The sequence below is a fragment of the Stenotrophomonas sp. FSL W7-1447 genome (genome assembly GCF_037966425.1).
Taxonomy (GTDB): Bacteria; Pseudomonadota; Gammaproteobacteria; order Xanthomonadales; family Xanthomonadaceae; genus Stenotrophomonas; species Stenotrophomonas pavanii.
Genome location: NZ_CP150199.1, coordinates 3,046,038 through 3,068,059, shown reverse-complemented (window position 1 = coordinate 3,068,059; position 22,022 = coordinate 3,046,038). Strand labels below are relative to the sequence as shown.

At 67.0% G+C, this 22,022-nt stretch carries 18 protein-coding genes and 1 pseudogene; 6 read left to right on the top strand and 13 right to left on the bottom strand.

All coding sequences use genetic code 11. The features are described from left to right. The first annotated feature begins 6 nt into the window (after window positions 1-6). From NSQ78_RS14405 to NSQ78_RS14390, 4 genes are all read left to right on the top strand, one after another. Window positions 7-2,250, top strand: a complete 2,244-nt coding sequence (locus tag NSQ78_RS14405; RefSeq protein ID WP_064238859.1) for a TonB-dependent receptor — start codon at window positions 7-9, stop codon at window positions 2,248-2,250. Then, window positions 2,250-3,839, top strand: coding sequence for an alkaline phosphatase D family protein (locus NSQ78_RS14400; protein ID WP_064238858.1), 1,590 nt, complete (start codon window positions 2,250-2,252; stop codon window positions 3,837-3,839). The genes NSQ78_RS14405 and NSQ78_RS14400 overlap by 1 nt, the downstream gene beginning before the upstream one ends. A gap of 168 nt (window positions 3,840-4,007) precedes the next feature. Further along, a complete protein-coding gene (locus tag NSQ78_RS14395; RefSeq protein ID WP_014647705.1) occupies window positions 4,008-4,220 on the top strand; it encodes a hypothetical protein in 213 nt (70 codons plus the stop codon). Beyond that, on the top strand, window positions 4,217-4,474 hold the full coding sequence (locus NSQ78_RS14390; protein WP_080473148.1) for a hypothetical protein: 258 nt from the start codon (window positions 4,217-4,219) through the stop codon (window positions 4,472-4,474). Before NSQ78_RS14395 ends, NSQ78_RS14390 begins: the two co-directional genes overlap by 4 nt. 109 nt (window positions 4,475-4,583) lie before the next feature. Here NSQ78_RS14390 and lpdA read toward each other — a convergent pair whose 3' ends face one another. From lpdA to purB, 6 genes and pseudogenes are all read right to left on the bottom strand, one after another. Next, entirely contained in the window at window positions 4,584-6,020 is a 1,437-nt protein-coding gene (lpdA, locus tag NSQ78_RS14385) for a dihydrolipoyl dehydrogenase (RefSeq protein WP_049467622.1), read from the bottom strand. A 63-nt stretch (window positions 6,021-6,083) separates the two neighbouring features. Beyond that, window positions 6,084-7,288: pseudogene (sucB, locus tag NSQ78_RS14380) on the bottom strand (dihydrolipoyllysine-residue succinyltransferase). 40 nt (window positions 7,289-7,328) lie between these two features. Beyond that, window positions 7,329-10,160: a 2-oxoglutarate dehydrogenase E1 component gene (locus NSQ78_RS14375; RefSeq protein ID WP_064238857.1), complete on the bottom strand. Its 2,832-nt coding sequence runs from the start codon at window positions 10,158-10,160 to the stop codon at window positions 7,329-7,331. A 186-nt stretch (window positions 10,161-10,346) separates the two neighbouring features. Beyond that, a complete protein-coding gene (locus NSQ78_RS14370) occupies window positions 10,347-11,243 on the bottom strand; it encodes a GNAT family N-acetyltransferase (protein ID WP_049467628.1) in 897 nt (298 codons plus the stop codon). Between the two features lie 9 nt (window positions 11,244-11,252). Then, window positions 11,253-12,668 (bottom strand): cupin domain-containing protein, encoded by a 1,416-nt coding sequence (locus NSQ78_RS14365; RefSeq protein ID WP_053460835.1) that lies wholly within the window; start codon window positions 12,666-12,668, stop codon window positions 11,253-11,255. Window positions 12,669-13,306: 638 nt separating this feature from the next. Further along, a complete protein-coding gene (gene purB / locus NSQ78_RS14360) occupies window positions 13,307-14,674 on the bottom strand; it encodes an adenylosuccinate lyase (protein ID WP_049464844.1) in 1,368 nt (455 codons plus the stop codon). A gap of 293 nt (window positions 14,675-14,967) precedes the next feature. Between purB and NSQ78_RS14355 the strand changes: the two genes are divergently transcribed. After that, window positions 14,968-16,407 (top strand): class II fumarate hydratase, encoded by a 1,440-nt coding sequence (locus tag NSQ78_RS14355; protein WP_064238856.1) that lies wholly within the window; start codon window positions 14,968-14,970, stop codon window positions 16,405-16,407. 71 nt (window positions 16,408-16,478) lie between these two features. Here NSQ78_RS14355 and NSQ78_RS14350 read toward each other — a convergent pair whose 3' ends face one another. The 7 genes from NSQ78_RS14350 to NSQ78_RS14320 all read right to left on the bottom strand — a co-directional run bounded on the left by NSQ78_RS14350 (window position 16,479) and on the right by NSQ78_RS14320 (window position 21,056). Then, window positions 16,479-16,904, bottom strand: a complete 426-nt coding sequence (locus NSQ78_RS14350; RefSeq protein WP_049464855.1) for a hypothetical protein — start codon at window positions 16,902-16,904, stop codon at window positions 16,479-16,481. Between the two features lie 106 nt (window positions 16,905-17,010). Then, a complete protein-coding gene (locus NSQ78_RS14345) occupies window positions 17,011-17,616 on the bottom strand; it encodes a hypothetical protein (protein WP_064238855.1) in 606 nt (201 codons plus the stop codon). A 29-nt stretch (window positions 17,617-17,645) separates the two neighbouring features. Then, window positions 17,646-18,533, bottom strand: coding sequence for a DUF4097 family beta strand repeat-containing protein (locus NSQ78_RS14340; RefSeq protein ID WP_019660403.1), 888 nt, complete (start codon window positions 18,531-18,533; stop codon window positions 17,646-17,648). Between the two features lie 24 nt (window positions 18,534-18,557). Next, on the bottom strand, window positions 18,558-19,586 hold the full coding sequence (locus tag NSQ78_RS14335) for an ABC-2 transporter permease (protein ID WP_064238854.1): 1,029 nt from the start codon (window positions 19,584-19,586) through the stop codon (window positions 18,558-18,560). Next, window positions 19,583-20,458, bottom strand: a complete 876-nt coding sequence (locus NSQ78_RS14330) for an ABC transporter ATP-binding protein (protein ID WP_064238853.1) — start codon at window positions 20,456-20,458, stop codon at window positions 19,583-19,585. Before NSQ78_RS14330 ends, NSQ78_RS14335 begins: the two co-directional genes overlap by 4 nt. After that, a complete protein-coding gene (locus NSQ78_RS14325) occupies window positions 20,458-20,817 on the bottom strand; it encodes a GntR family transcriptional regulator (protein ID WP_006453095.1) in 360 nt (119 codons plus the stop codon). Before NSQ78_RS14325 ends, NSQ78_RS14330 begins: the two co-directional genes overlap by 1 nt. A 2-nt stretch (window positions 20,818-20,819) precedes the next feature. Further along, window positions 20,820-21,056 carry a hypothetical protein gene (locus NSQ78_RS14320; RefSeq protein WP_074724860.1) on the bottom strand — a complete coding sequence of 79 codons (237 nt, stop codon included), beginning with the start codon at window positions 21,054-21,056 and terminating at the stop codon, window positions 20,820-20,822. A gap of 365 nt (window positions 21,057-21,421) precedes the next feature. Between NSQ78_RS14320 and NSQ78_RS14315 the strand changes: the two genes are divergently transcribed. After that, the gene (locus NSQ78_RS14315; RefSeq protein ID WP_049464346.1) at window positions 21,422-22,009 is read left to right on the top strand and encodes a glutathione peroxidase; all 588 of its coding nucleotides are present in this window, start codon (window positions 21,422-21,424) and stop codon (window positions 22,007-22,009) included. The last annotated feature ends 13 nt before the right edge of the window (window positions 22,010-22,022 follow it).

Genomic DNA, 22,022 nt, shown 5'->3' with positions numbered 1-22,022 from the left:
GCCCCCATGCCGTCCCACGCTCCGCTTCGCCGCAATCTGCTGGCCCTGCTGGTCTGCGCCTGGCTGCCGTCGCTGGCTGCCGCTGAAACTGCTCCCGCTGCCGACGCAGCGTCGGCCACCACCCTCGATTCAATCTCGGTGATCGGCCGCGGCGAAGCCCGCCAGGTGCAGCGTGTGACCGCCGAGGACATGAAGATCCTGCCGCCCGGTGCCAACCCGCTGAAGCTGCTGGCCAGCAAGCCCGGTGTGCACTTCGAGTCGGCCGATGCCACCGGCGCCTACGAATGGTCCACCACCATCAGCCTGCGTGGCTTCAACCAGAACCGCCTGGGCTACACGCTCGATGGCATCCCGCTGGGCAACATGGCCTATGGCAACAGCAACGGCCTGCACATCAGCCGTGCCGTGATCAGCGAGAACCTGGGCGGAGCCGAAGTGTCCACCGGCATCGGTGCGCTTGGCACGCCGTCCACCAGCAACCTCGGTGGCGTGTTCCAGTTCTATTCGATCGATCCGTCCACCGAGCACGGCGTGGTGCTGGCGCAGGGCTTCGGCAGCGACAGCGCGCGGCGCAGCTATGCGCGCCTGGAGACCGGCGAGCACCAGGGCTTTGCCGCCTATCTGTCCGGCGTGTATTCGGAAGGTGACAAGTGGAAGGGCAAGGGCTCGCAGGAGCTGAAGCAGTTCAACGGCAAGGCCACCTACAACTTCGGAACGGACAGCAGGATTACCGCGTTGTTCAACGCCTCGCGCCGCGTCGAGGCCGATTACCAGGACCTGTCGCTGGAGATGATCGATCGCCTCGGCTGGGACTGGGACAACTACGCGCCGGACTGGGATCGCGCCGTCGCCGCGGCACGCGGGACATTCAGCGGTGGCGTCAACAGTCCGTGGGATGCGTACTACTCCGGCCACGGCCTGCGCAACGATGACCTGTCCAGCATTGCCGGCGATTTCGGCCTGAACGAGTCGATGCGGCTGAAGGTCAACGTCTACAACCACAGCAACCGTGGCCAGGGCCACTGGTTCAGCCCGTCCAATCCGTCCAACCCGGGTACCCTCCGCGAGATCCCGATCTCGATCCGCACCACCGAGTACGCGATCGACCGTACCGGCGTGACCTCGGCGTTCACCTGGAACGTCGGTGGCCACGAACTGGAGGCCGGCCTCTGGTACGAGGACAACGGCCACAGCGTTCAGCGCAACTTCTACTACATCGACGGCCCGGTCACCGACGACTTCTTCCTGCGCAACCCGGACCAGCGCGTGTGGCACCAGCGCTACACCACCATCACCCGCCAGTTCTACGTGCAGGACCGCTTGCGCCTGTTCGACGACCGCCTGACCATCGACATCGGCGCGAAGTCGCCGCACACCCGCACCCGCGTGCGCACGCCGCTGGGCAACTATGCCAACAACAGCAGCCTGACCTCGAAGAAGGGCTTCCTGCCGCAGGCCGGCTTCAACTTCAAGCTCAACGAAGGCAACGAGATCTTCGGTTCGTTCGCAAAGAACGTCGCCGCCTATGCGCTGGGCGTGGGCAGCCCGTTCAACGTGCCACAGGCCGCGTTCGATGCCAGCGCGCAGAACCTGAAGCCGGAACAGTCGCGCACCCTGGAACTGGGCTGGCGCGGCTACGGGCAGGGCTATGAAGCCTCGGTTGCGGTGTACGACGTCAAGTTCGACAACCGCCTGCTGGCGATCGCCCAGTGCGTCGGCATCCTGGGTTGCCCGGCGCTGTTCTCCAACGTTGGTTCGGTGACCAGCCGCGGCGCCGAGGCGACCCTGCAGCTGAAGCCGATGCAGGACCTGGCCTGGTCCAACGCGCTGTCCTGGAATGACAGCACCTACGACAACGACTATGTGAACAACGGCGTGGTGCCGACCCGCGGCAAGAAGACCGTCGACACCCCCGAATGGATGTTCGCCAGCACCCTGGCCTGGACCCCGGGCCCGTGGGACATGCGCCTGTCGGCCAACCACGTCGGCAAGCGCTACGTGACCTACACCAACGACGTGTCGGTGCCGAGCTACTGGCTGGTCAACGCGTCGGTGGCCTATGACTTCGGCGCGCTCGGCCCGGCGCAGAACCTGACCGTGGCGCTGAACCTGACCAACCTGACCGACAAGCGCTACCTGTCGTCGATCAACACCAACGGCACCTACGCCGCCGACCCGACCCGCAGCCTGGCGACCATGCAGGTCGGCGCGCCGCGGCAGGTGATGGCCACCGCCACCGTGCGCTTCTGATGCGCGGGCCGGTGGATCCGGAAAGCCGTCGTCGCCTGCTGCGCATGGCGTGGCAGGGCACGGGGGCGGCGATCGCGCTGGCGGCGATGCCGGGGCTGGCCACGGCGGGCCCACGGCCGCGGCTGGGGCGTGACCCGTTCACCCTCGGTGTCGCCGCTGGCGATCCGGATCCACAGGGTGCAGTGCTGTGGACGCGGCTGGCGCCGGACCCGCTCAACGGCGGTGGCATGCCGTCGCGGGCGGTGCCGGTGCGCTGGTTCGTGGCCGAAGACGCGCGGATGCGCCGGTTGGTGCAGCGTGGTGTTGCCGCGGCGGTGCCCGAGCTCGCGCATTCGGTGCATGTGGAGGTCAACGGCCTGCGCCCGGGCCGCGACTACTACTACCGCTTCGCCTGCGACGGTGATGAGGAAAGTCCGGTTGGCCACTTCCGTACCGCACCGCTGCTGGAAACCCAGCTGCAGCAGCTGCGGCTGGCGTTGTGCACCTGCCAGGCCTGGAACAGCGGCTATTACCCGGTACTGCGGGATATCGCGCAGAGCGATGTCGACCTGGTGCTGCATGCGGGCGATTACCTGTACGAGTACAGCCCGCTGCAGAATGCGCGCGGCGAAACACTGGATGCGGCGCGCTTCAGCGGTGAAACCATCAGCCTGCAGCGCTACCGTGACCAGTACGCGCTGTACAAGCTCGATCCGGATCTTCAGGCGGCCCATGCCGCGCATGCCTTCGCGGTGATCTGGGACGACCACGAAGTGCAGAACGATTACTCTGGTATCCATCCGGAGACGCCCGGCGTCTCGACGGAGGATTTCATCGTGCGCCGCGCGGCAGCCTACCGTGCGTTCTACGAACACCTGCCGATGCGCAGCACGCCTGCGGGCAACGGCGGCCTGCGCGTGCATCGGCGCCTGCGCTATGGCGACCTGGCACAGCTGACGTTGCTGGACTGCCGTCAGTTCCGCCCGGCCAATCCCTGTGGTGTGGGCGAGTCACCACGCTGCGAGGCGGCGCTCGATCCACGCATGAGCATGCTCGGCATCGGCCAGGAAGCGTGGTTCACGCAGTCGATGGCCGCCGCACAGGGCACGCGCTGGAACGTGGTGGTGCAGCAGCTGCTGATGGCGCAGCTTCGGCTGGACGGCGGCACGCCGCGCGAGCGCTTCTGGAACGACGCCTGGGATGGCTATCCCGCCGCACGCAGGCGTCTGCTGCAGGCGATGCAGGTGGGCGGGCAGGGCAATGCCATCGTGCTTGGCGGCGACTGGCATTCCACCTTCGTCAACGACCTCAAGCTGGATTTCGATGCCACCGGTGCGCCGGTCGTCGCCACCGAATTCATCGCCCCGGCGATCAGCAGCGGCGGTGACGATACGCCGTATGGGCCGTACTACGGTCCGTCGATAGGGCAGAACCCGCACATCCGCTACTTCGACGGCGACCGCCGCGGCTGGTGGAAGCTGCAGTTGAACCGGCAGACGCTGGACGCCGAACTGCGCTTCGCCGACAGCGTGCTGCGCCCGGATGCCGCGGTGCGCACCGCGGCGCGCTTCCAGGTGACCCACGGCAGTCCGGGGGCAGTGCCGGCGTGACTCGGTTCGGTAGTGCCGGCCGCTGGCCGGCAACCTGATCAATCTCCGGTTTCCCCACCACCGGTTTCATCGCCGCCAGCCCGGTTTCGTCGCAAACCGTTTGCCGGCGGCGCAGGCAGGGCGCCAAGGTGTGCGCAGGCGGCAGGGTGCCGCCCCAAGGAGACCGTGATGAAGACCCTGTTCGCGCTCGGTGTGTGGTGCCTGCTGTTCGTGCTGTGCTGGCCGCTGGCGATCCTCGCCCTGATCGCCTGGCCGTTCGTGTGGCTGCTGAGCCTGCCGTTCCGCCTGGTCGGCATCACCTTCTCGGCGCTGTTCGCCTTCTTGCGCGCGCTGTTCATGCTGCCGGCGCGCCTGCTCGGTGGCCGGGCGGTTCCCGCATGAGGAGGGCGCTGCTGGCCGGTCTGGTCCTGTTGCCAGGCCCGGTGCTGGCCGCGCCCCCGGCACCCCCGGCACCCCCGTCGGCGTGGCTGGAGCGCGAGCAGAGCGCTGCGGCTGACGAAGCCAATGCCGCGGCGGCCCCTGCGCCGAAAGCCGAGGCGCGCTGCCGGGTGGTCAAGCAATGGAAGGCCGGCGATACGGTGGTGCAGCACAGGGTCTGTGAGGATCCACCGAAGAAGCCTGCTGGAAAGGCGTAGCGCCGAGCCTGTGCTCGGCGCTACAGGGAAACGGGCAACAAAAAACCCCGCCGAGGCGGGGTTCTTCATATCCGGGTGATGCCGGCCAGCGGCCGGCACTACCGGCCGATCAGTTCGCCTTGTGGATGGCGCGCTTGCTGACCGCCATCGCCGCGTCGTGGACCACTTCCGACAGCGACGGGTGGGCGTGGCAGATGCGGGCCAGGTCATCGGCCGAACCGCTGAACTCCATGGTCAGCACGCCTTCGTGCACCAGCTCGGAAACGTTGGCGCCGACCAGGTGCATGCCCAGGATGCGGTCGGTTTCGGCATGGGCCAGGATCTTCACGAAGCCTGCCGGTTCGATCATCGCCACGGCACGGCCGTTGGCGGCGAACGGGAAGCTGCCGGCCTTGTACGGAATGCCTTCGGCCTTCAGCTGGGCTTCGGTCTTGCCGACCCAGGCCAGTTCCGGCTCGGTGTAGATGACCCACGGAATGGTGTCGAAGTTGACGTGGCCCGGCAGGCCGGCGATCAGCTCAGCCACCGCGATGCCTTCCTCGAAGCCCTTGTGTGCCAGCATCGGGCCGCGCACGCAGTCGCCGACCGCCCACACGCCGTTGACGCCGGTGTGGCAGTGCGCATCGACTTCGATCTGGCCGCGCTCGTTGACCTTGACGCCGGTGCCTTCGGCCAGCAGGCCCTTGGTCGCCGCGCGACGGCCCACGGCCACCAGCAGCTTGTCCACGGTCAGGGTCTTTTCGCCTTCCGCGTCGGTGTAGGTGACGATGACTTCCTTCTTCTTGCCCTTGCCGGTGATCTCGGTCTTGGAGACCTTGGCATTGAGCTTGATGTCCAGGCCCTGCTTCTTGAATTCCTTGGCAGCCGCCTTGGCCACTTCGGCATCGGCAGCCGCCAGGAACTCCGGCATGGCTTCCAGGATGGTGACTTCAGCGCCCAGGCGCTTCCACACGCTGCCCAGTTCCAGGCCGATCACGCCGGCGCCGATCACCGCCAGGCGGTTCGGCACTTCGGTGAAGTCCAGGCCGCCGACGTTGTCGACGATGGTCTCGCCGTCGAACTTGGCGAACGGCAGCTCGATCGAATCCGAGCCGGCGGCGATGATGACGTTGGTGCCCTTCAGCTCGACTTCCGAACCGTCGTGCTGCTTCACCTTGACCACGTTGCCCGGCTGCAGCTGGCCGAAGCCGTAGTAGGTGGCGACCTTGTTGGCCTTGAACAGCATGGCGATGCCGCCGGTGAACTGCTTGACGATCTTGTCCTTGCGGCCAACCATCGCCTCGACGTCGATCTTGGCATCCTTGAAGCTGATGCCGTGGTCGCCAAAGATGTGGCCCATGTTCCAGTACTGGCGCGAGGAATCCAGCAGCGCCTTGGATGGGATGCAGCCCACGCGCAGGCAGGTGCCGCCGAGGGCCGGCTTGCCGTCCTTGCCCAGCGCTGCGTCGATGCAGGCGGTCTTCAGGCCCAGCTGGGCCGCGCGGATGGCAGCGTGGTAACCGGCCGGGCCAGCACCGATGACGACGACGTCGAATTGTTCAGCCATTGAATTATTCCTTGATGCATTACCAGAACCCCTCCGCGCAGGCGCGGAGGGGCGGGAGGTTTCTTACAGGCCGAACAGCATGCGGCCCGGGTTTTCCAGCTGGTTCTTGATGTCCACCAGGAACTGCACCGAGTCCTTGCCGTCGATGATGCGGTGGTCGTAGGACAGCGCCAGGTACATCATCGGCGCGATCACGACCTGGCCGTTCTGGGCGATCGGACGCTCCTTGATGGCGTGCATGCCCAGGATGGCGCTCTGCGGCGGGTTGATGATCGGGGTCGACAGCAGCGAACCGAAGGTGCCGCCGTTGGTCACGGTGAAGGTGCCGCCCTGCAGTTCTTCCAGGCCCAGCTTGCCGTCACGGGCCTTCTTGGCGTAGTCGGCGATGGTCTTCTCGATGTCGGCGAACGACATGCGCTCGACGTTGCGCAGCACCGGCGTGACCAGGCCCTTCTCGGTCGAGACGGCGATCGAGATGTCCGAGTAGCCGTGATAGATGATGTCGTCGCCGTCGATCGAGGCGTTGACCAGCGGGAAGCGCTGCAGCGCGTTGGCGGCGGCCTTCACGAAGAAGCTCATGAAGCCCAGCTTGATGCCGTGGGCCTTGACGAACTCGTCCTGCAGTTCCTTGCGCGCCGCCGACACCTTCGACAGGTCGACTTCGTTGAAGGTGGTCAGCATGGCGGTCGAATTCTTCGACTCCATCAGGCGCTCGGCAATGCGCTTGCGGATGCGGGTCATCGGCACGCGCTCTTCCGGGCGTGCGCCACCGGCCTTGCCGGCGCCGCCGTTGCGGGCGAAGTTGACGATGTCTTCCTTGGTGACCGCGCCGCGACGGCCGGTGCCGTCGACATCGGCCGGGTTCACGCCTTCAGTGATGGCGGTGAAGCGGGCGCCCGGCGGCAGCGCATCGGCGGCCGACTTGGCGGCCGGGGTAGCGCAGCGGCAGCGGCCGGAGCCGGAGCGGCGGCGGCGGCCGGAGCAGCGGCTGGAGCGGCCTCGGCGGCCGGGGCCGGAGCAGCCGCAACGGCGCCTTCCTCGATGATCGCCACGACCTGGCTGGAGGTCACGGTCGAGCCTTCGGCGAACTTGATTTCCTTCAGCACGCCGTCGACCGGCGACGGCACTTCCAGGACGACCTTGTCGGTTTCCAGGTCAAGCAGGTTTTCGTCGCGCTTGACGGCGTCGCCCACCTTCTTGTGCCAGGTGGCGATGGTGCCGTCGGCGACGGATTCGGGCAGTACCGGGGCTTTGACTTCGGTGGCCATGCGGGAGCTTCCTGGTTTGTCTTCTAAATAGGGGGGAGAGTTATTCAGCGACCTGGTCGTTGAACGGGTTGACCAGTGCGTCGGCGATCAGCTGCTGCTGCTCGCGGACGTGGTCAGCCATGTGACCGGCAGCCGGCGAGGCCGAACGTGCGCGACCGGCGTAGTGCAGGTTCTGGCCATCGGCCAGGCAGAACTGCAGGTGGTGGCGGATCTGGTACCACGCGCCCTGGTTCTGCGGTTCTTCCTGCGTCCACACCACGTCGGTGGCCTTGCCGTACTTCTTCAGTTCGGCCGCCAGCAGCGCACGCGGGAACGGATACAGCTGCTCCACGCGGATGATCGCCACGTCGTCCTGGCTACGCTTGATCTGGTCCTCCAGCAGGTCGTAATAGACCTTGCCCGAGCACAGCACCACGCGCTTGACCTTCTTGGCGTCTGCGTTGGCGTCGCCGATCAGGTGCTGGAACTCGCCGTTGGCCAGCTCGTCCAGGGTCGACACGGCCAGCTTGTGGCGCAGCAGCGACTTCGGCGACATCACCACCAGCGGCTTGCGGGTGGTCATGTGCAGCTGGCGACGCAGCATGTGGAAGGCCTGGGCCGGGGTCGACGGCACCACCACCAGCATGTTCTCCAGCGCGCACAGCTGCAGGAAGCGCTCCAGGCGCGCCGAGCTGTGTTCCGGGCCTTGCCCTTCATAGCCATGCGGCAGCAGCAGGGTCAGGCCGGAAATGCGGCCCCACTTGGCTTCACCGGCGGCGATGAACTGGTCGATCACCACCTGGGCACCGTTGGCGAAGTCGCCGAACTGGCCTTCCCAGATGCACAGCGTGTTCGGATCGGTGGTGGAGAAGCCGTACTCGTAGGCCATCACCGCTTCTTCGCTCAGCAGCGAATCGATGACGGTGGCCTTCTCCGGCGAATCCACCAGCTGCCGCAGCGGCATGTAGTAGTTGTCGGTCTTCTGGTCGTGCAGGATCGCGTGGCGGTGCGTGAAGGTACCGCGGCCGACGTCCTGGCCGACCAGGCGCAGCGCATGGCCTTCGTCGAGCAGGGTGGCGTAGGCCAGGTTCTCGGCAAAGCCCCAGTCGCCCGGAATCTCGCCGGCGGCCATCTTGCGGCGGTCGTCATAGACCTTGGCCACGCGCGAGTGCAGCTGCACTTCATCGGGAATGGTGTTGATCAGCTTGGCCAGCTCGACCAGCTTGTCCTTCTCGACCTTGGTCGAGACCGGGTCGGACAGCTTGCCTTCCAGCAGCTTCGGCCAATCGACGAACAGCGGGCTGCTCGGCGGGGTCTTCTCGACCTTGGCCAGCTCGGTGGTCACTTCACCGGCGTCCAGCTTCTCGCGGTAGGCATCGACCATCGCCTTGCCGGCGCCGGCGGCGATCACGCCCGCCTTTTCCAGCTGCTCGGCGTACATCTCGCGGGTGGTCGGGTGCTTGCGGATCACCTGGTACATCAGCGGCTGGGTGATCGCCGGTTCGTCGGCCTCGTTGTGGCCCCAGCGGCGGTAGCACATCAGGTCGATGACCACGTCCTTGGCGAACGTCTGGCGGAACTCGAAGGCCAGCTGTGCGGCGAACACCACCGCTTCCGGGTCATCGCCGTTCACGTGCAGCACCGGGGCGGCAATCATCTTCGCCACGTCGGTGGCATAGCGCGTGGAACGCGTATCCAGCGGGTTGGAGGTGGTGAAGCCGACCTGGTTGTTGACCACGATGTGCACGGTGCCGCCGACGGCGAAGCCGCGGGCCTGCGACATCTGGAACAGTTCCATGACCACGCCCTGGCCGGAGAAGGCCGCGTCGCCGTGGATCAGGATCGGCATCACCTGCTTGCGCGCGGTGTCCTTGCGGCGCTCCTGGCGCGAACGCACGGAACCGGCCACGACCGGGTCGGCGATTTCCAGGTGCGACGGGTTGAACGCCAGCGCCAGGTGCACCGGGCCGCCATCGGTGGCGACGTCGGCGGAGAAGCCCATGTGGTACTTCACGTCGCCGGCCGAGGCGTGCTCGTCGTGCTCGAACTTGCCTTCGAACTCGTCGAACAGCTTGCGCGGGTTCTTGCCCAGGGTGTTGACCAGCACGTTCAGGCGGCCACGGTGGGCCATGCCGATCACCACATCCTTGACGCCATCCTTGCCGGCATTGCGGATGATGGTGTCCATCATCGGGATCAGCGAATCGCCGCCTTCCAGCGAGAAGCGCTTCTGGCCGACGTACTTGGTGTGCAGGTAGCGCTCCAGGCCTTCGGCCGCAGTCAGGCGCTCCAGGGTGCGGCGCTGGGTGTCAGCGTCCAGCTGGTAGTTGCCACCGGCGGCTTCCAGCTTCTTGTAGATCCACTGGCGCTGCTCGACCTCGGAGATGTGCATGAACTCCGCACCGATCGAGCCGGTGTAGGTCGCCTTCAGGCGTGCCAGCAGGTCGCGCAGCTTCATGCGCGGCTGGCCGCCGACGCCGCCGGTGCTGAACTCGCTGTTGAGGTCGGCATCGGACAGGCTGTGGAACGCCAGGCCCAGGTCGGGCGTGTTGACCGGCGCGGCCAGGCCCAGCGGATCGAGGCGGGCGTCCAGGTGGCCGCGCGAGCGGTAGGCGGTGATCAGACGACCGACATTGCGCTCGCGCTCGTCGCCCGCACCGGTGCCGGTGCCAGCTTTCAGCGCATCCTTGGCCGCGTCCGCGATGTGGGAGATGACGGCCGAGTGCGGAATGTCACCTGCTTCGCGGCCCTTGAAGCCGTCAAAGTAGGTTTTCCATTTGGGATCGACACTATCCGGGGAGACCAGGTACTGCTCGTACAGGTCCTCGACATAGGAGGCGTTGCCGCCGGCGAGTTGCGAAGATTGCGCAAACTGCTTCAGTTGATTGTCCACGATGGAGGGTGTTGATTCGCTTTGTGGGGTATGGCTTCAGAAGGACCCGGCAGGAAGATGAATAGCCCTGCGCGGGCGCGTTCAAACAGCCAAATTGTACCCCCAACGGGACACGAAGGGGCACCACCGCGGGCATCCCACGTCCGCCGGTGCCGGTTCCAGACAGGTTGGGTCAGCAGCGCCGGCTCAGATGCCGAGCGCGCGCAGTTCGCTGCAATCGCGCGAACGGTCCCAGACACGCTGCAATTGCTGCTCGAACGGCTGCGAACGTGCCGGCAGCGCGATGCCGGCCTCGCCGTCGAGGCGATGGCCGATCAGACGAAAGTAGAAGTCGCCCGCATCGTTGAGCAGGCAGGCCGAGGCCAGGGCGCGGTCGACCGGATCGCTGACCTCGCGGAACTGGATCACGCTGGGCAGGCGCTGGGCCAGCGCCAGCAGTGGCGCGCCCGCAGAGGCGATCGCGGCGGCGTCATGCACGATCACCCGCAGCTGCTTGTCGTGACGGGCGGTGACGAAGCGGCGCAGGGCGGCCTGCACCGGCGGCGCGTCGAGCAGCCCCGGGTCCAGCTGGCGGCTGTGCAGCCACAGCTGGCGGCGGGCGCGGTGGACGATGGCGGTGGTGATGGCCACTGCTTCGGCGCGGCTGTCGATCGCGCTGGCCGCGCCCAGCCGGCGGCGCATCTGCTGGTGGCCGATGCCGGCCTCTTCGAACACCTCGCCTTCCGGCAGGAAGCCCTGGCGGGCATAGAAATCGCGGGCCGGCAGCTGGGCGTGCAGGTGCAGCTCAGCCAGGCCGAGCCGGCGCCCGGCTTCAACCAGGGCCTCCAGCAGGGCCTGGCCGACCCCCTGGCTGCGATGACTGGCCAATACCGCCATGCGGCCGATGCGGCCATCCGGGGCCAGCCGGCCGGTGCCCACCGGCTGGCCATCAGCGTCCAGCGCCAGCACATGGGCGCTGACCGGGTCCAGCGCATCGCGTTCCAGCGCCGCTGCGATGCCCTGTTCCTGCACGAACACGCGCTGGCGCACGTCGTGGATGGCGGCGTGGGCATCGGCGTGGCTGACCTGCTGGATCCGGATCATGGCGAGGGCTCAGGCACGGCCCGTGTCGCTGTCGTCTTCCTCGTCATCCTCGAAGTTGACGATGACTTCGATGCCGTCGTCGTGCACGGTCACGGTGTGGACATCGTCGGACACCGCGTCGGCGTCGATCGCATCCACGCGGTCACGGCCTTCGACGACCTCGCCGAGCACCACGGCATCCTCGCCGTCGTCCTCGTCTTCGGCGTCATGCATTTCGCTGGGATCGATCAGCTGGAACACGCCGCCCACCAGCAGCTGCTGGAGCACGGCACGGCCCTTGTCGGACAGGCCGCGATAGGCGGCGGCATCGAGCTGTTCGGCGCCGGCCAGGCGCTGGGCGTCCTTCACCGGCAGCGCGAAGTCCTGGCCGCTGACGTACAGGCTGGCACCGCGCTTGGCCCGACGCCAGGCCAGGCGTGCCCACGGGTGACGCTGCAGCAGCAGGCCCGAGGCCAGCGCCTGGACCACTTCCTCCGGTGCCGGCGCGGCCTGGTGGGCCATCACTTCGCCGGCGGCGCGGTAGGTGGTGATGAAGCGGCCGAACCAGTCGCCCAGCTTGTCCGGGTCGTTCATGCGGATGGCGTTGAGGGCGGTGATCACCCGTGCCATCGCCACCGTGTCGATTTCGTTCGGGTCGGCCGGTACCTTCAGATCGGCATCCTGGTAGCGGATGTTTTCGTCGGCATCGGCGATCAGGGTGTCCAGGTAGTCGCTGATCAGCTCGGCCGACGACGGTGCACGCATGCCGAACGAGAAGGTCAGGCAGGGGTCTTCGGCGACGCCGTGGTGCGGCACGTTCGGCGGCAGGTACAGCATGTCGCCCGGCGCCAGCACCCAGTCGTGGGTGGGCTTGAACACCTTCAGCAGCTTCAGCTCCACGTCCGGGCGGAAGCCCAGCGGCGGCTGCCTGCCCTTGATCGATTCGCTGGCATCGATCTGCCAGCGGCGATGGCCGTGGGCCTGCAGCAGGAACACGTCGTACTGGTCGACGTGGGCGCCGACCGAACCGCCGGTGGCGGCGAAGCTGATCATCACGTCATCCATGCGCCAGCGCGGCAGGAAGCTGAAATGCTCGATCAGGGCGCGTACGTCGGGGTCCCACTTGTCCACGTCCTGCACCAGCAGGGTCCAGTCGTGGTCGGGCAGGGCGGGGAACACGTCTTCCTGGAACGGGCCGGTGCGCACGCGCCAGCCGTCCTGGGTCTTGTCATGCTCGATCAGGCGCGCCAGCACGCCTTCCTCGCAGGCCAGCCCGGCCAGGTCTTCCGGCTGCACCGGGGTCTGGAAATCGGGGAAGGCCTTGCGGATCAGCAGCGGGCGCTTCTGCCAGAAGTCGCGCAGGAAGGTGGCCGGCGCCATGCCCAGCGGCTGGCCGGGGCGGGCGGTGACTTCGATCAGGGGGGCGGAGGACTTGCGGGCGGCCATGGGGGATTCCTTGCAGCGGAAAGCGGGAGGGGCGGCGTGGCGGGCCGCCAAGGGTTCCATTGTCCGCCGTTCGTCGGGATTGCGCACGTGCGGTGGTTTGTCGCGGGGTGTCCGGCCAACGGCGGAGCCCCTCGTGGCGGGGTGGTTGGTCGCGCAAAGCGCTGGCTTCATGGGCTGGGCCGGGCGGGGTGGGTTCGCGGGACACGCCGTAAACCCATCCATGGGGGCTCGATGGCGCCATCCATGGCGCCAACGGTCCCGCGAACCCACCCCGCCCGGCCCCTGGCAGTTTCCTGCGTGGCCCGCCACGGAATGGAAGAAGAAGATCAAAGGCAACAGCGGGTCGCGCGCTGCGCTTGCTCATGCCAAAGCAAAAGAGGGACGCGGCGAAGCCGCGTCCCTCTTTCAAATTCCGCCCCGACAACCCCACGCTCTTCGATCCGTCACCGGAAATCTGTCAGAGTGGGGCGGGAGGGGCCAGCGGTCCCCATGGATGGGTTTACGGCGTGTCCCGCTGGCCCCTCCCGGCCCGCCCAGCTAGCAGCAATCCAGATCCGCTCTTGACGTTGCTATTGCTGTTGCCGTTGCCGTTGCCTGCCGCAGGCAGCGCCTGCGGCCGCCGCCGCAAAGGAAACCCCTTAGATCTTCTTCGCCAGCGACTCGGCCAGGCCGGTGTAGCTGCCCGGGGTCATCTCCAGCAGGCGCTGCTTCGCATCCGCCGGCAACTCAAGCCCCTGCACGAACGCACGCATCGACTCGGCCGTGATGCCCTGGCCGCGGGTCAGCGCCTTCAGCTGCTCATACGGGTTCGGCAGGCCGTGGCGGCGCATCACCGTCTGCACGGCCTCGGCCAGCACTTCCCAGGCTGCGTCCAGATCGGCGTCCAGGCGCTGCGGGTTCACTTCCAGCTTGCCCAGGCCCTTGGCCAGCGAATCCAGCGCCACCTGGCTGTGGCCGAACGCGGTGCCCAGTGCACGCAGCACGGTGGAATCGGTCAGGTCACGCTGCCAGCGGCTGATCGGCAGCTTCGCGCTGAAGTGCTCGAACAGCGCGTTGGCGATGCCGAAGTTGCCTTCGGCATTCTCGAAATCGATCGGGTTGACCTTGTGCGGCATCGTCGACGAACCGACTTCGCCTTCCTTCAGGCGCTGCTTGAAGTAGCCCAGCGAAATGTAGCCCCAGATGTCACGGGCCAGGTCGATCAGGATGATGTTGGCACGGCGTGCGGCATCGCCGATCTCGGCGACGTTGTCGTGCGGTTCGATCTGCGTGGTGTACGGGTTGAACACCAGGCCCAGGCCGGTCACGAAGCGCTCGGCGAAGGCCGGCCAGTCCACGTCCGGGTAGCTGGCCACGTGGGCGTTGTAGTTGCCGACCGCGCCGTTGATCTTGCCGGTCAGCTCGACCGCAGCGATCTGCCGGCGCTGGCGCTCCAGGCGGGCGACCACGTTGGCCAGTTCCTTGCCCAGGGTGGTCGGCGAGGCGGTCTGGCCGTGGGTGCGCGACAGCATCGGCTGGCCGGCCTGGGCGTGGGCCAGGGTACGCAGGGTGCTGGCGATGCCGTCCAGGGTCGGCAGCAGCACCTCGCGGCGGGCCTGTTCCAGCATCAGGCCGTAGCTGAGGTTGTTGATGTCTTCGCTGGTGCAGGCGAAATGCACGAATTCCAGCGCCGGCGCCAGCTCGGCGTCGTCCTTCAGCTGTTCCTTGATGAAGTACTCCACCGCCTTGACGTCATGGTTGGTGGTGCGCTCGATCTCCTTCACGCGCGCGGCCTGGGCCGGGCTGAAGCGGGCGGCCAGCGCGCGCAGGCGGGCGATGGCAGCGTCGGAGAACGGCGCCAGCTCGACGATGCCCGGCTCGGCGGCCAGGGCCAGCAGCCACTCCACTTCCACCGTGATGCGGGCCTTGATCAGGCCGTACTCGGAGAAGATCGGGCGCAGGGCGTCGACCTTGCCGGCATAGCGGCCATCGAGCGGGGACAGGGCGAGCAGGGCGGAATCGGACATGTCGGCAGGGCTGGGGCGAGCGGCGGGGCCGATATTCTACGACGTGCCGGTGAGGTAGTGCCCGCCGCCGGCCGGCAACCACGCCCGGCCACGCCCTGCATGGATTGCCGGCCAGCGGCCGGCAGTGCCCTTGCGCACGCAGAACGGCCGTGCAGACGGAACGTTCTGGCCCGTCCTCGTCATCCCACGCTACGGGCAACGGAGTATTGTTGGCGCAGCCGCCAGCCCGGGAAGCGACACCCTGCCAGCCGCCGCTTCCCTTTCCCCAACTGAAGTAGTGCGGAGTTGATGCAATGAGCAAAGCTGCAAGCAAGGGTGCCACCCCGGGATTCCGGATCGAACATGACAGCATGGGTGAGCTGCAGGTGCCTGCCGATGCCCTGTGGGGCGCGCAGACCCAGCGTGCCGTGCAGAATTTCCCGGTGTCGGGCCAGCGCATGCCGCGCGGTTTCATCCGTGCGCTGGGCCTGGTCAAGGGCGCCGCTGCCGGCGTCAACGCCGAGCTGGGCCATCTGCCGAAGACCGTGGCCAAGGCCATCCAGGCCGCTGCCGCCGAGGTGGCTGCCGGCGACTGGGACGCGCACTTCCCGATCGACGTCTACCAGACCGGTTCGGGTACATCCTCGAACATGAATGCCAACGAGGTCATTGCCACCCTGGCCAACCGTGCCGGCAAGGCCGGCAAGGCCACAGTGCATCCCAATGACCACGTCAACCAGGGGCAGAGCTCCAATGACGTCATTCCGACCGCGCTGCGCGTGTCGGCGGTGCTGGCCGCGCACGAGCAGCTGCTGCCGGCGCTGGTGCACCTGCGCAAGATCCTGGACAAGAAGGGCCGCAGCCTGCGCAAGGTGGTCAAGACCGGCCGTACCCACCTGATGGATGCGATGCCGCTGACCTTCGAGCAGGAGTTCGGCGCGTGGTCGGCACAGCTGGCTTCGGCGCAGGAGCGCATTGAGGACAGCCTCAAGCGCGTGCGTCGCCTGCCGCTGGGCGGCACCGCCATCGGCACCGGCATCAACGCCGACCCGCGTTTCGGCGCGCAGGTGGCCAAGGCACTGAAGCAGCAGACCGGGTTCAAGTTCGACAGCGCCGAGAACAAGTTCGAAGGCCTGGCCGCGCAGGACGATGCGGTGGAACTGTCGGGCCAGCTCAATGCGCTGGCCGTGGCGCTGATCAAGATCGCCAATGATCTTCGCTGGATGAACGCCGGTCCGCTGGCCGGGCTGGGCGAGATCGAACTGCCGGCACTGCAGCCGGGCAGCTCGATCATGCCGGGCAAGGTCAACCCGGTGATTCCGGAAGCAACCGTGATGGCCTGCGCGCAGGTGATCGGCCACCACACCGCGATCACCGTGGCCGGGCAGACCGGCAACTTCCAGCTCAACGTCACGCTGCCGCTGATCGCGGTGAACCTGCTGGATGGCATCGGCCTGCTGGCCAATGTGTCGCGGCTGCTGGCCGACAGCGCGATTGCCGGGCTGAAGGTGCGCGAAGACCGTGTTGCCGAGGCGCTGTCGCGCAATCCCATCCTGGTCACGGCGCTGAACCCGATCATCGGCTACGAGAAGGCAGCGGCCATTGCCAAGCGTGCCTACAAGGAACAGCGCCCGGTGCTGGACGTAGCGCTGGAAGACAGCGGCCTGCAGGAAGCGGAACTGCGCCGCCTGCTGGACCCCACCGCGCTGACTGCCGGTGGCATCCACGCGGGGGGCGGTGGCGGCGGCGGTTGATGCGCCGGTCGTAGGGCCGAGCCCATGCTCGGCTCTACAAGAGGAAACGCCGCCCCGGGGGCGGCGTTTTTTCAGCGACGGTCGGCGACGATGTTGCCGAAGGTGTCGGTGTAGTCCTTGAACTCGGGGATGCGCTGGACCAGGTCGGCCGGGATCACTTCCATGCCTTCCGGCGGCTGGATCTTCACCGGTTGCATGTTGGGATCGGCCGGGGCGGCGACCAGGGTGTTCTGGCGCAGCACCTGCAGCCTGCCGAACATCGTCTGCAGCATCTGCTTCTGCCCGTCGTCGAGCGGGATCTGGATCTCGTCCACCTTCATGGTGCCATCGCCGAGGATGATGATGTTCGGTGCCGGCGGGCGACGCACGGTCACCATCCCTTCGCTGACGGAAATCTTGGGCTTGCCGCGCTCGGCGCGGTGGTTGCGGTAATCCTTGTCACAGCCGACCAGGCCCAGGCAGAGCAGGGCGGCCAGCAGCAGGAACAACTTCTTCATGGCATTCGGTTCGGGGGCGTCCGGGGCCGACATTGTAAGCCGGTCGGCACGCTACGGCCGGCAGCGGGGCGCCGCTGCCGGCCGGGTGCGCTGATCTGTCACAGGCCTAGCGCTGGACCACGGTGTCCTTGCCGCAGTCGTCGACATCACTCTGGTCCATCGTGGCGTACGGCTTGAACGCGGGCAGCGATGCGGCCAGCGCCTGCTGGCTGGCCAGCATCGCCGGCATGCGGTTGCAGATGCGCTTGGCCTGGGCTTCGATCTTCTCCGCCTCGGCATTGATCCGCTTCTCGATGCCCTCGCTGTCGCCGCTGAAGATGCCCTTCAGGGCCTCTCCGGCAGCACTGGCGCCGAGCTTGGCACCGGCCAGGCCGACATCCATGCCGTCCATTGCAATGGCAACGACGTGGCCGCGGTATTCCAGCAGCTGCCGGCGCTGGGACTCATCGGCCGGCACTTCCTTGCCGCCGATCAGCAGCCGCCCGTCCGGCGTGATCTCCGCACGCGGCTGCTTGTCGGCGGAAATCTTGATGTTGCCCTGGGTGATGTCCTTGCGGGCATCGTCCATGGCCTCCTTGACCGTCTGGCCGACCCCGCTGGTCGCCTCGGCCACGCTTTTGCCGACGGTGGTATCCGGCGTGGAGGACGTGCCGCCGCAGGCGATCAGCGGCAGGCACAGCAGGGTGGCAGGCAGCACGCGCAGCAGATTCATGGCAGTGTCCTCGATCGGTCCGGTGGCGGTTACTTTTTGCGGGGCAGGGTGACGGTGCCGCTGACGTTGCGGTGGCCCACGTCGCCGCTGCCGCTGTGGTCGACGGTCAGGCTGCCGCGCACGCCATCGACCTGGATGTCACCCGAGCCGTGGCTGCGCACATGCACGCTGCCGCCGATGTCGGACAGGTCGACATCGCCGGAGCCGACCACGCCGACCTCGACGTTGCCCTGCACGCGCTTGAACCCGACGTCGCCGGACCCGACGGTGTCCAGCCGGGCGTTGCCGCGGACATCGCTGAGCTTCAGGTCACCCGAACCCACCGTGCCGGTGACCGCATCGCCGCCGATGTTGCGTGCCTTGACGTCGCCAGAGCCCAGCGACAGCAGGTTCAGCGAGCTGCCGCCGTCGATGTCCAGGTCACCCGAGCCCACCGCTGCGTGGATGCTGCCACGGGTGCCACGGATGATGGCATCACCGGAGCCGACATCCACGCTCAGCGACTGCGCGTTGTCCACGCTGGCATCGCCGGAACCGACCTTCAGCTGCAGCGGCAGGTTGTCCGGCACGCTGCCACGGATGTCCAGCCAGGCATAGCTGCTGCCCAGGCTGATGCCGCTGTCGCGGCCTTCGCGGCGCAGGCTGACCACCAGCTTGTCGCCTTCCTTCCGCTGGTCCAGCACCAGCTGGTCCAACCATTCCTGGCTGGAGGCGCAGGCGCGGCCATCCAGCTGGCCACCGCCCTTGCTGGCGACCACCTTCAGGTCATGCTGGTTCACCTCGAACACCACCGCCTTGGCGCCGGATGTTTCCAGCTTCAACGTACGGGCAGCGGTGAACTTGCAGTTCGGAGCATCGGCGGCCAGCGCCGACAGCGGCAACAGCAACAACGCAGAACAGGCGAGCAGGGAACGCATGGTGATGCCTCCAGGTGGATGGGATCAGATCTCGCCGGCGCGCTTGCGCAGGCGGATGGCAAGGATGATGAACACGGCACCGACAGCGGCACCGATCCACAGCTCCGGCATCGTCAGCGACTTCAGCTGCGAGGCCGGCGACATCAGGCTGACCACCGATTCGAGATCGCGGCGCGCGCCTTCACCGGCGCTGAGGCGATACATCAGGTCCATGCCCGGCACGCCGCCCAGCAGCAGGCGGCCGACGATGTTCTGCCAGAACCAGCCGGTGGTCAGCCCGATCAGCGGCATCACCTTGGTGGTGCTGACGATGACCCCGGCGAACAGCGGCAGCATCACCGCCCACAGGAACGGCTTGCTGCGGGCCCAGGCCGAGCACAGCAGCAGCCAGCCGGCGGTGGGCAGGGCCCACAGCGCGTAGACCGGAATCCAGGCCAGGTGGCCGGCGGCCAGGGTCAGCGGACTGGACGGGCCCCAGATCAGCGTCATCGGGCTACCGCCATGCATCAGCGCGACGACGCTGATCACCAGCAGGAAGCCGAGCATGGTGATGATGCCGGCGATCACCGCGATCAGCGGGGCCACGATCAGTGCGCTGATCACCTTGGAAAGGACGGTCTGGGTGTCCGACAGCGGCAGCGATTTCCAGAACAGGATGCTGCGGTCGCGGCGGTCGTCGTACAGTGCGCCCAGGCAGTAGAAGAACACCACGAAGGCCAGCACCAGGAACGGCCAGGCCGAGCTGAGCACCAGGGTCAGGTCGAGGCCGTTGCCGAGGTCGGCCAGGTCTTTTGCGCTGATGTCGCGGGTCAGCAGCGCGAGGTCCAGGCCGTTGATGTTCACGTTCTCGCCATCGACGTGCAGGTTGCCATCACGCGCGGCGCGGTGCAGCGCGAACAGGCCGAAGGCGATGCCGATGGTGCTCATCACCAGCGAAATCAACCCGGCGATCAGCGGCGCGTACAGGAAACCGCCACGGTTCTCCCAGTATTCGCGCTTGAGCATCCAGCGCAGGGTGCCCATCGGGCTGACGGGGTGGTTGACGGCATTCATGCGTAGGTCCCCTTCATGATGGCGACGAACAGGTCGGCCAGGCCCGGGCTGCGGGTCTCGCCAAGCGTGGAAAGCTGGGCGCGCGGCACGCCGTCGAACAGCATCACGGTCTTGCCGAACGCCAGGCTGCGCTCGTCGATCGGCTTCAGCGCACGCGCGGTGTCCAGCTGGTCGGCATTGACCAGCAGTTCGGTGTAGCGCTGGCCGACGTCGTCCATTTCCGCATCCAGCACGATGCGGCCGTCGCGGATGAACATGACATCGCTGAGGATGTGCTCGATTTCCTCGACCTGGTGGGTGGTGACGATGATGGTCTTCTGTTCGTCGAAGTAATCTTCCAGCAGGCGCTGGTAGAACTCCTTGCGGTACAGGATGTCCAGGCCCAGGGTGGGCTCGTCCAGCACCAGGATGCGTGCGTCGATGGCCATCACCAGGGCCAGGTGCAGCTGCACGATCATGCCCTTGGACAGTTCGCGCACGCGCTGCTTCGGCTGCAGCTTGGTGTTGGCCAGGAAGCGTTCGCAGCGGGCGCGATCGAAACGCGGGTGCACACCGGCCACGAAATCGATCGCTTCGCGCACCTTCAGCCAGCGTGGCAGCACGGCGACGTCGGCGATGAAGCAGATGTCGTTCATCAGCTCGTCGCGGTGCAGCCGCGGGTCGCGACCGAGCACGCTGAGTTCACCGTCCACCGAGGTCAGGCCGAGAATGGCCTTCAGCGCGGTGGTCTTGCCGGCGCCGTTGGGCCCGATCAGGCCGACGATGCGCCCGCTTGGAATGCTGAAGCTGGCGTTGTCGAGCGCCACCGTGGTCTTGTAGGCCTTGCGCAGGCCTCGGGCGGTGATGACCGCTTCACTTGCAGTGCTATTCATCAGACTTTCCCCTGGGGCAGCAATTCGTCGAGGCTCAGGCCCAGGCGCTGGATGCGTTCCAGCACCGCCGGCCATTCTTCATTGAGGAAGCGATCGCGCTCGCTGCTGCGCAGCTGCGTGGCCGCCTGTTCGGTCATGAACATGCCCAGGCCGCGGCGCTTCTCGACCAGGCCCTCATCGGCCAGTTCCTGGTAGGCGCGCGAAACGGTGATGGGGTTGAGTTGATAGTCGGCGGCCACCTGGCGCACCGAAGGCAGGGCATCGCCCGGCTTGAGGATTCCGTCGAGCATCATGGCGATCACGCGCTCCTTCAACTGACGGTAGATGGGAGCGCCGTCGCTCCACTGGATGTCGCTCATATTCAGCTCCGTGGGGTCAGCGGCTGGGCGAACGAGAAATACGGCATGGACAGGGAGCTGTGCAGCCGACGCGGGGGAGGGGGGGAGGGAACGGCATTCCCTGCCGGTGAAACGGTCGCGTCCTGCGGACTGTCGGGGGAGGCGGGGGGCGTTGGCGCGGCCAGCCAGGCCAGCACGATCAGGGTCGAAACAGCGGCGGCCGCAGGTGCGGTGAGGTTGCGACGGATCCGAGTGTTCATGGCTTCCCCCTGTCTCAGGTGACTGGTGTTGTATGCAACTATAACACCGGCACGCCTGCGTGCAACCCCTTGCCGTGCCCAACTGATGGCAGGGGTGGTCAAATCGCTGAAATATCGCCCTATCCATTTGATTGGAAAGGGAAATAAATTCTCCGAAGGGGCTGATTCGGCGCTGCCTTCCATTCAGCCTTGTACATGCTATGTCATCACTGCGCGGTTGCTGCCGCACTGGACGGGCAAACGCCACGCCGCGCAAAGCCAGCGGCGCCCACCGCAGCAAGGGGCGCCGGGGCCCGGTGCTATAGTTCGGCCGATTCCCGGCCGCTACCGGCCGGCCCTGTGAATGGCTACCGCGGACTGTCTCCATGACCCTGCCGACCGTTACCCCGCGCCGCCTGCGCGGTCTGTCCCTGCTGACCCTGCTGGTGGCCGGGCTGGCCAGCTCCAGCCAGGTGCTGGCGGCCGACCTTCTCGACCTCGACTACCGCCCGCTGGCCAGCAAGCAGCAGGTCAACCTGCAGCAGCGCTACCACGGGCAGGTGCTGCTGGTGGTCAATACCGCCAGCAAGTGCGGCTATACCCCTCAGTACGAAGGCCTGGAGGCGCTGCAGAAGCGCTATGCCGGCCGTGGCTTCGCCGTGCTCGGTTTCCCGTCCAACGATTTCAAGGGCCAGGAGCCGGGTGACGAGAAGCAGATCCAGGATTTCTGCACGCTCACCTACGGCGTCAAGTTCCCGATGTTCGAGAAGGTGCACGTCGTCGGCGCAGAGGCCACGCCGCTGTACCAGCGGCTGACCGCGGCCACCGGCGTGGCGCCGGGCTGGAACTTCCACAAGTACCTGGTGGGCCGCGATGGCAAGGTCATCGCCCAGTTCGCCAGCAAGGTGACGCCGGACGATCCGCAGCTGACCGCCGCCATCGACAAGGCGCTGGCCGCAGCCGCCACGCATTGATATGCGGCACGGA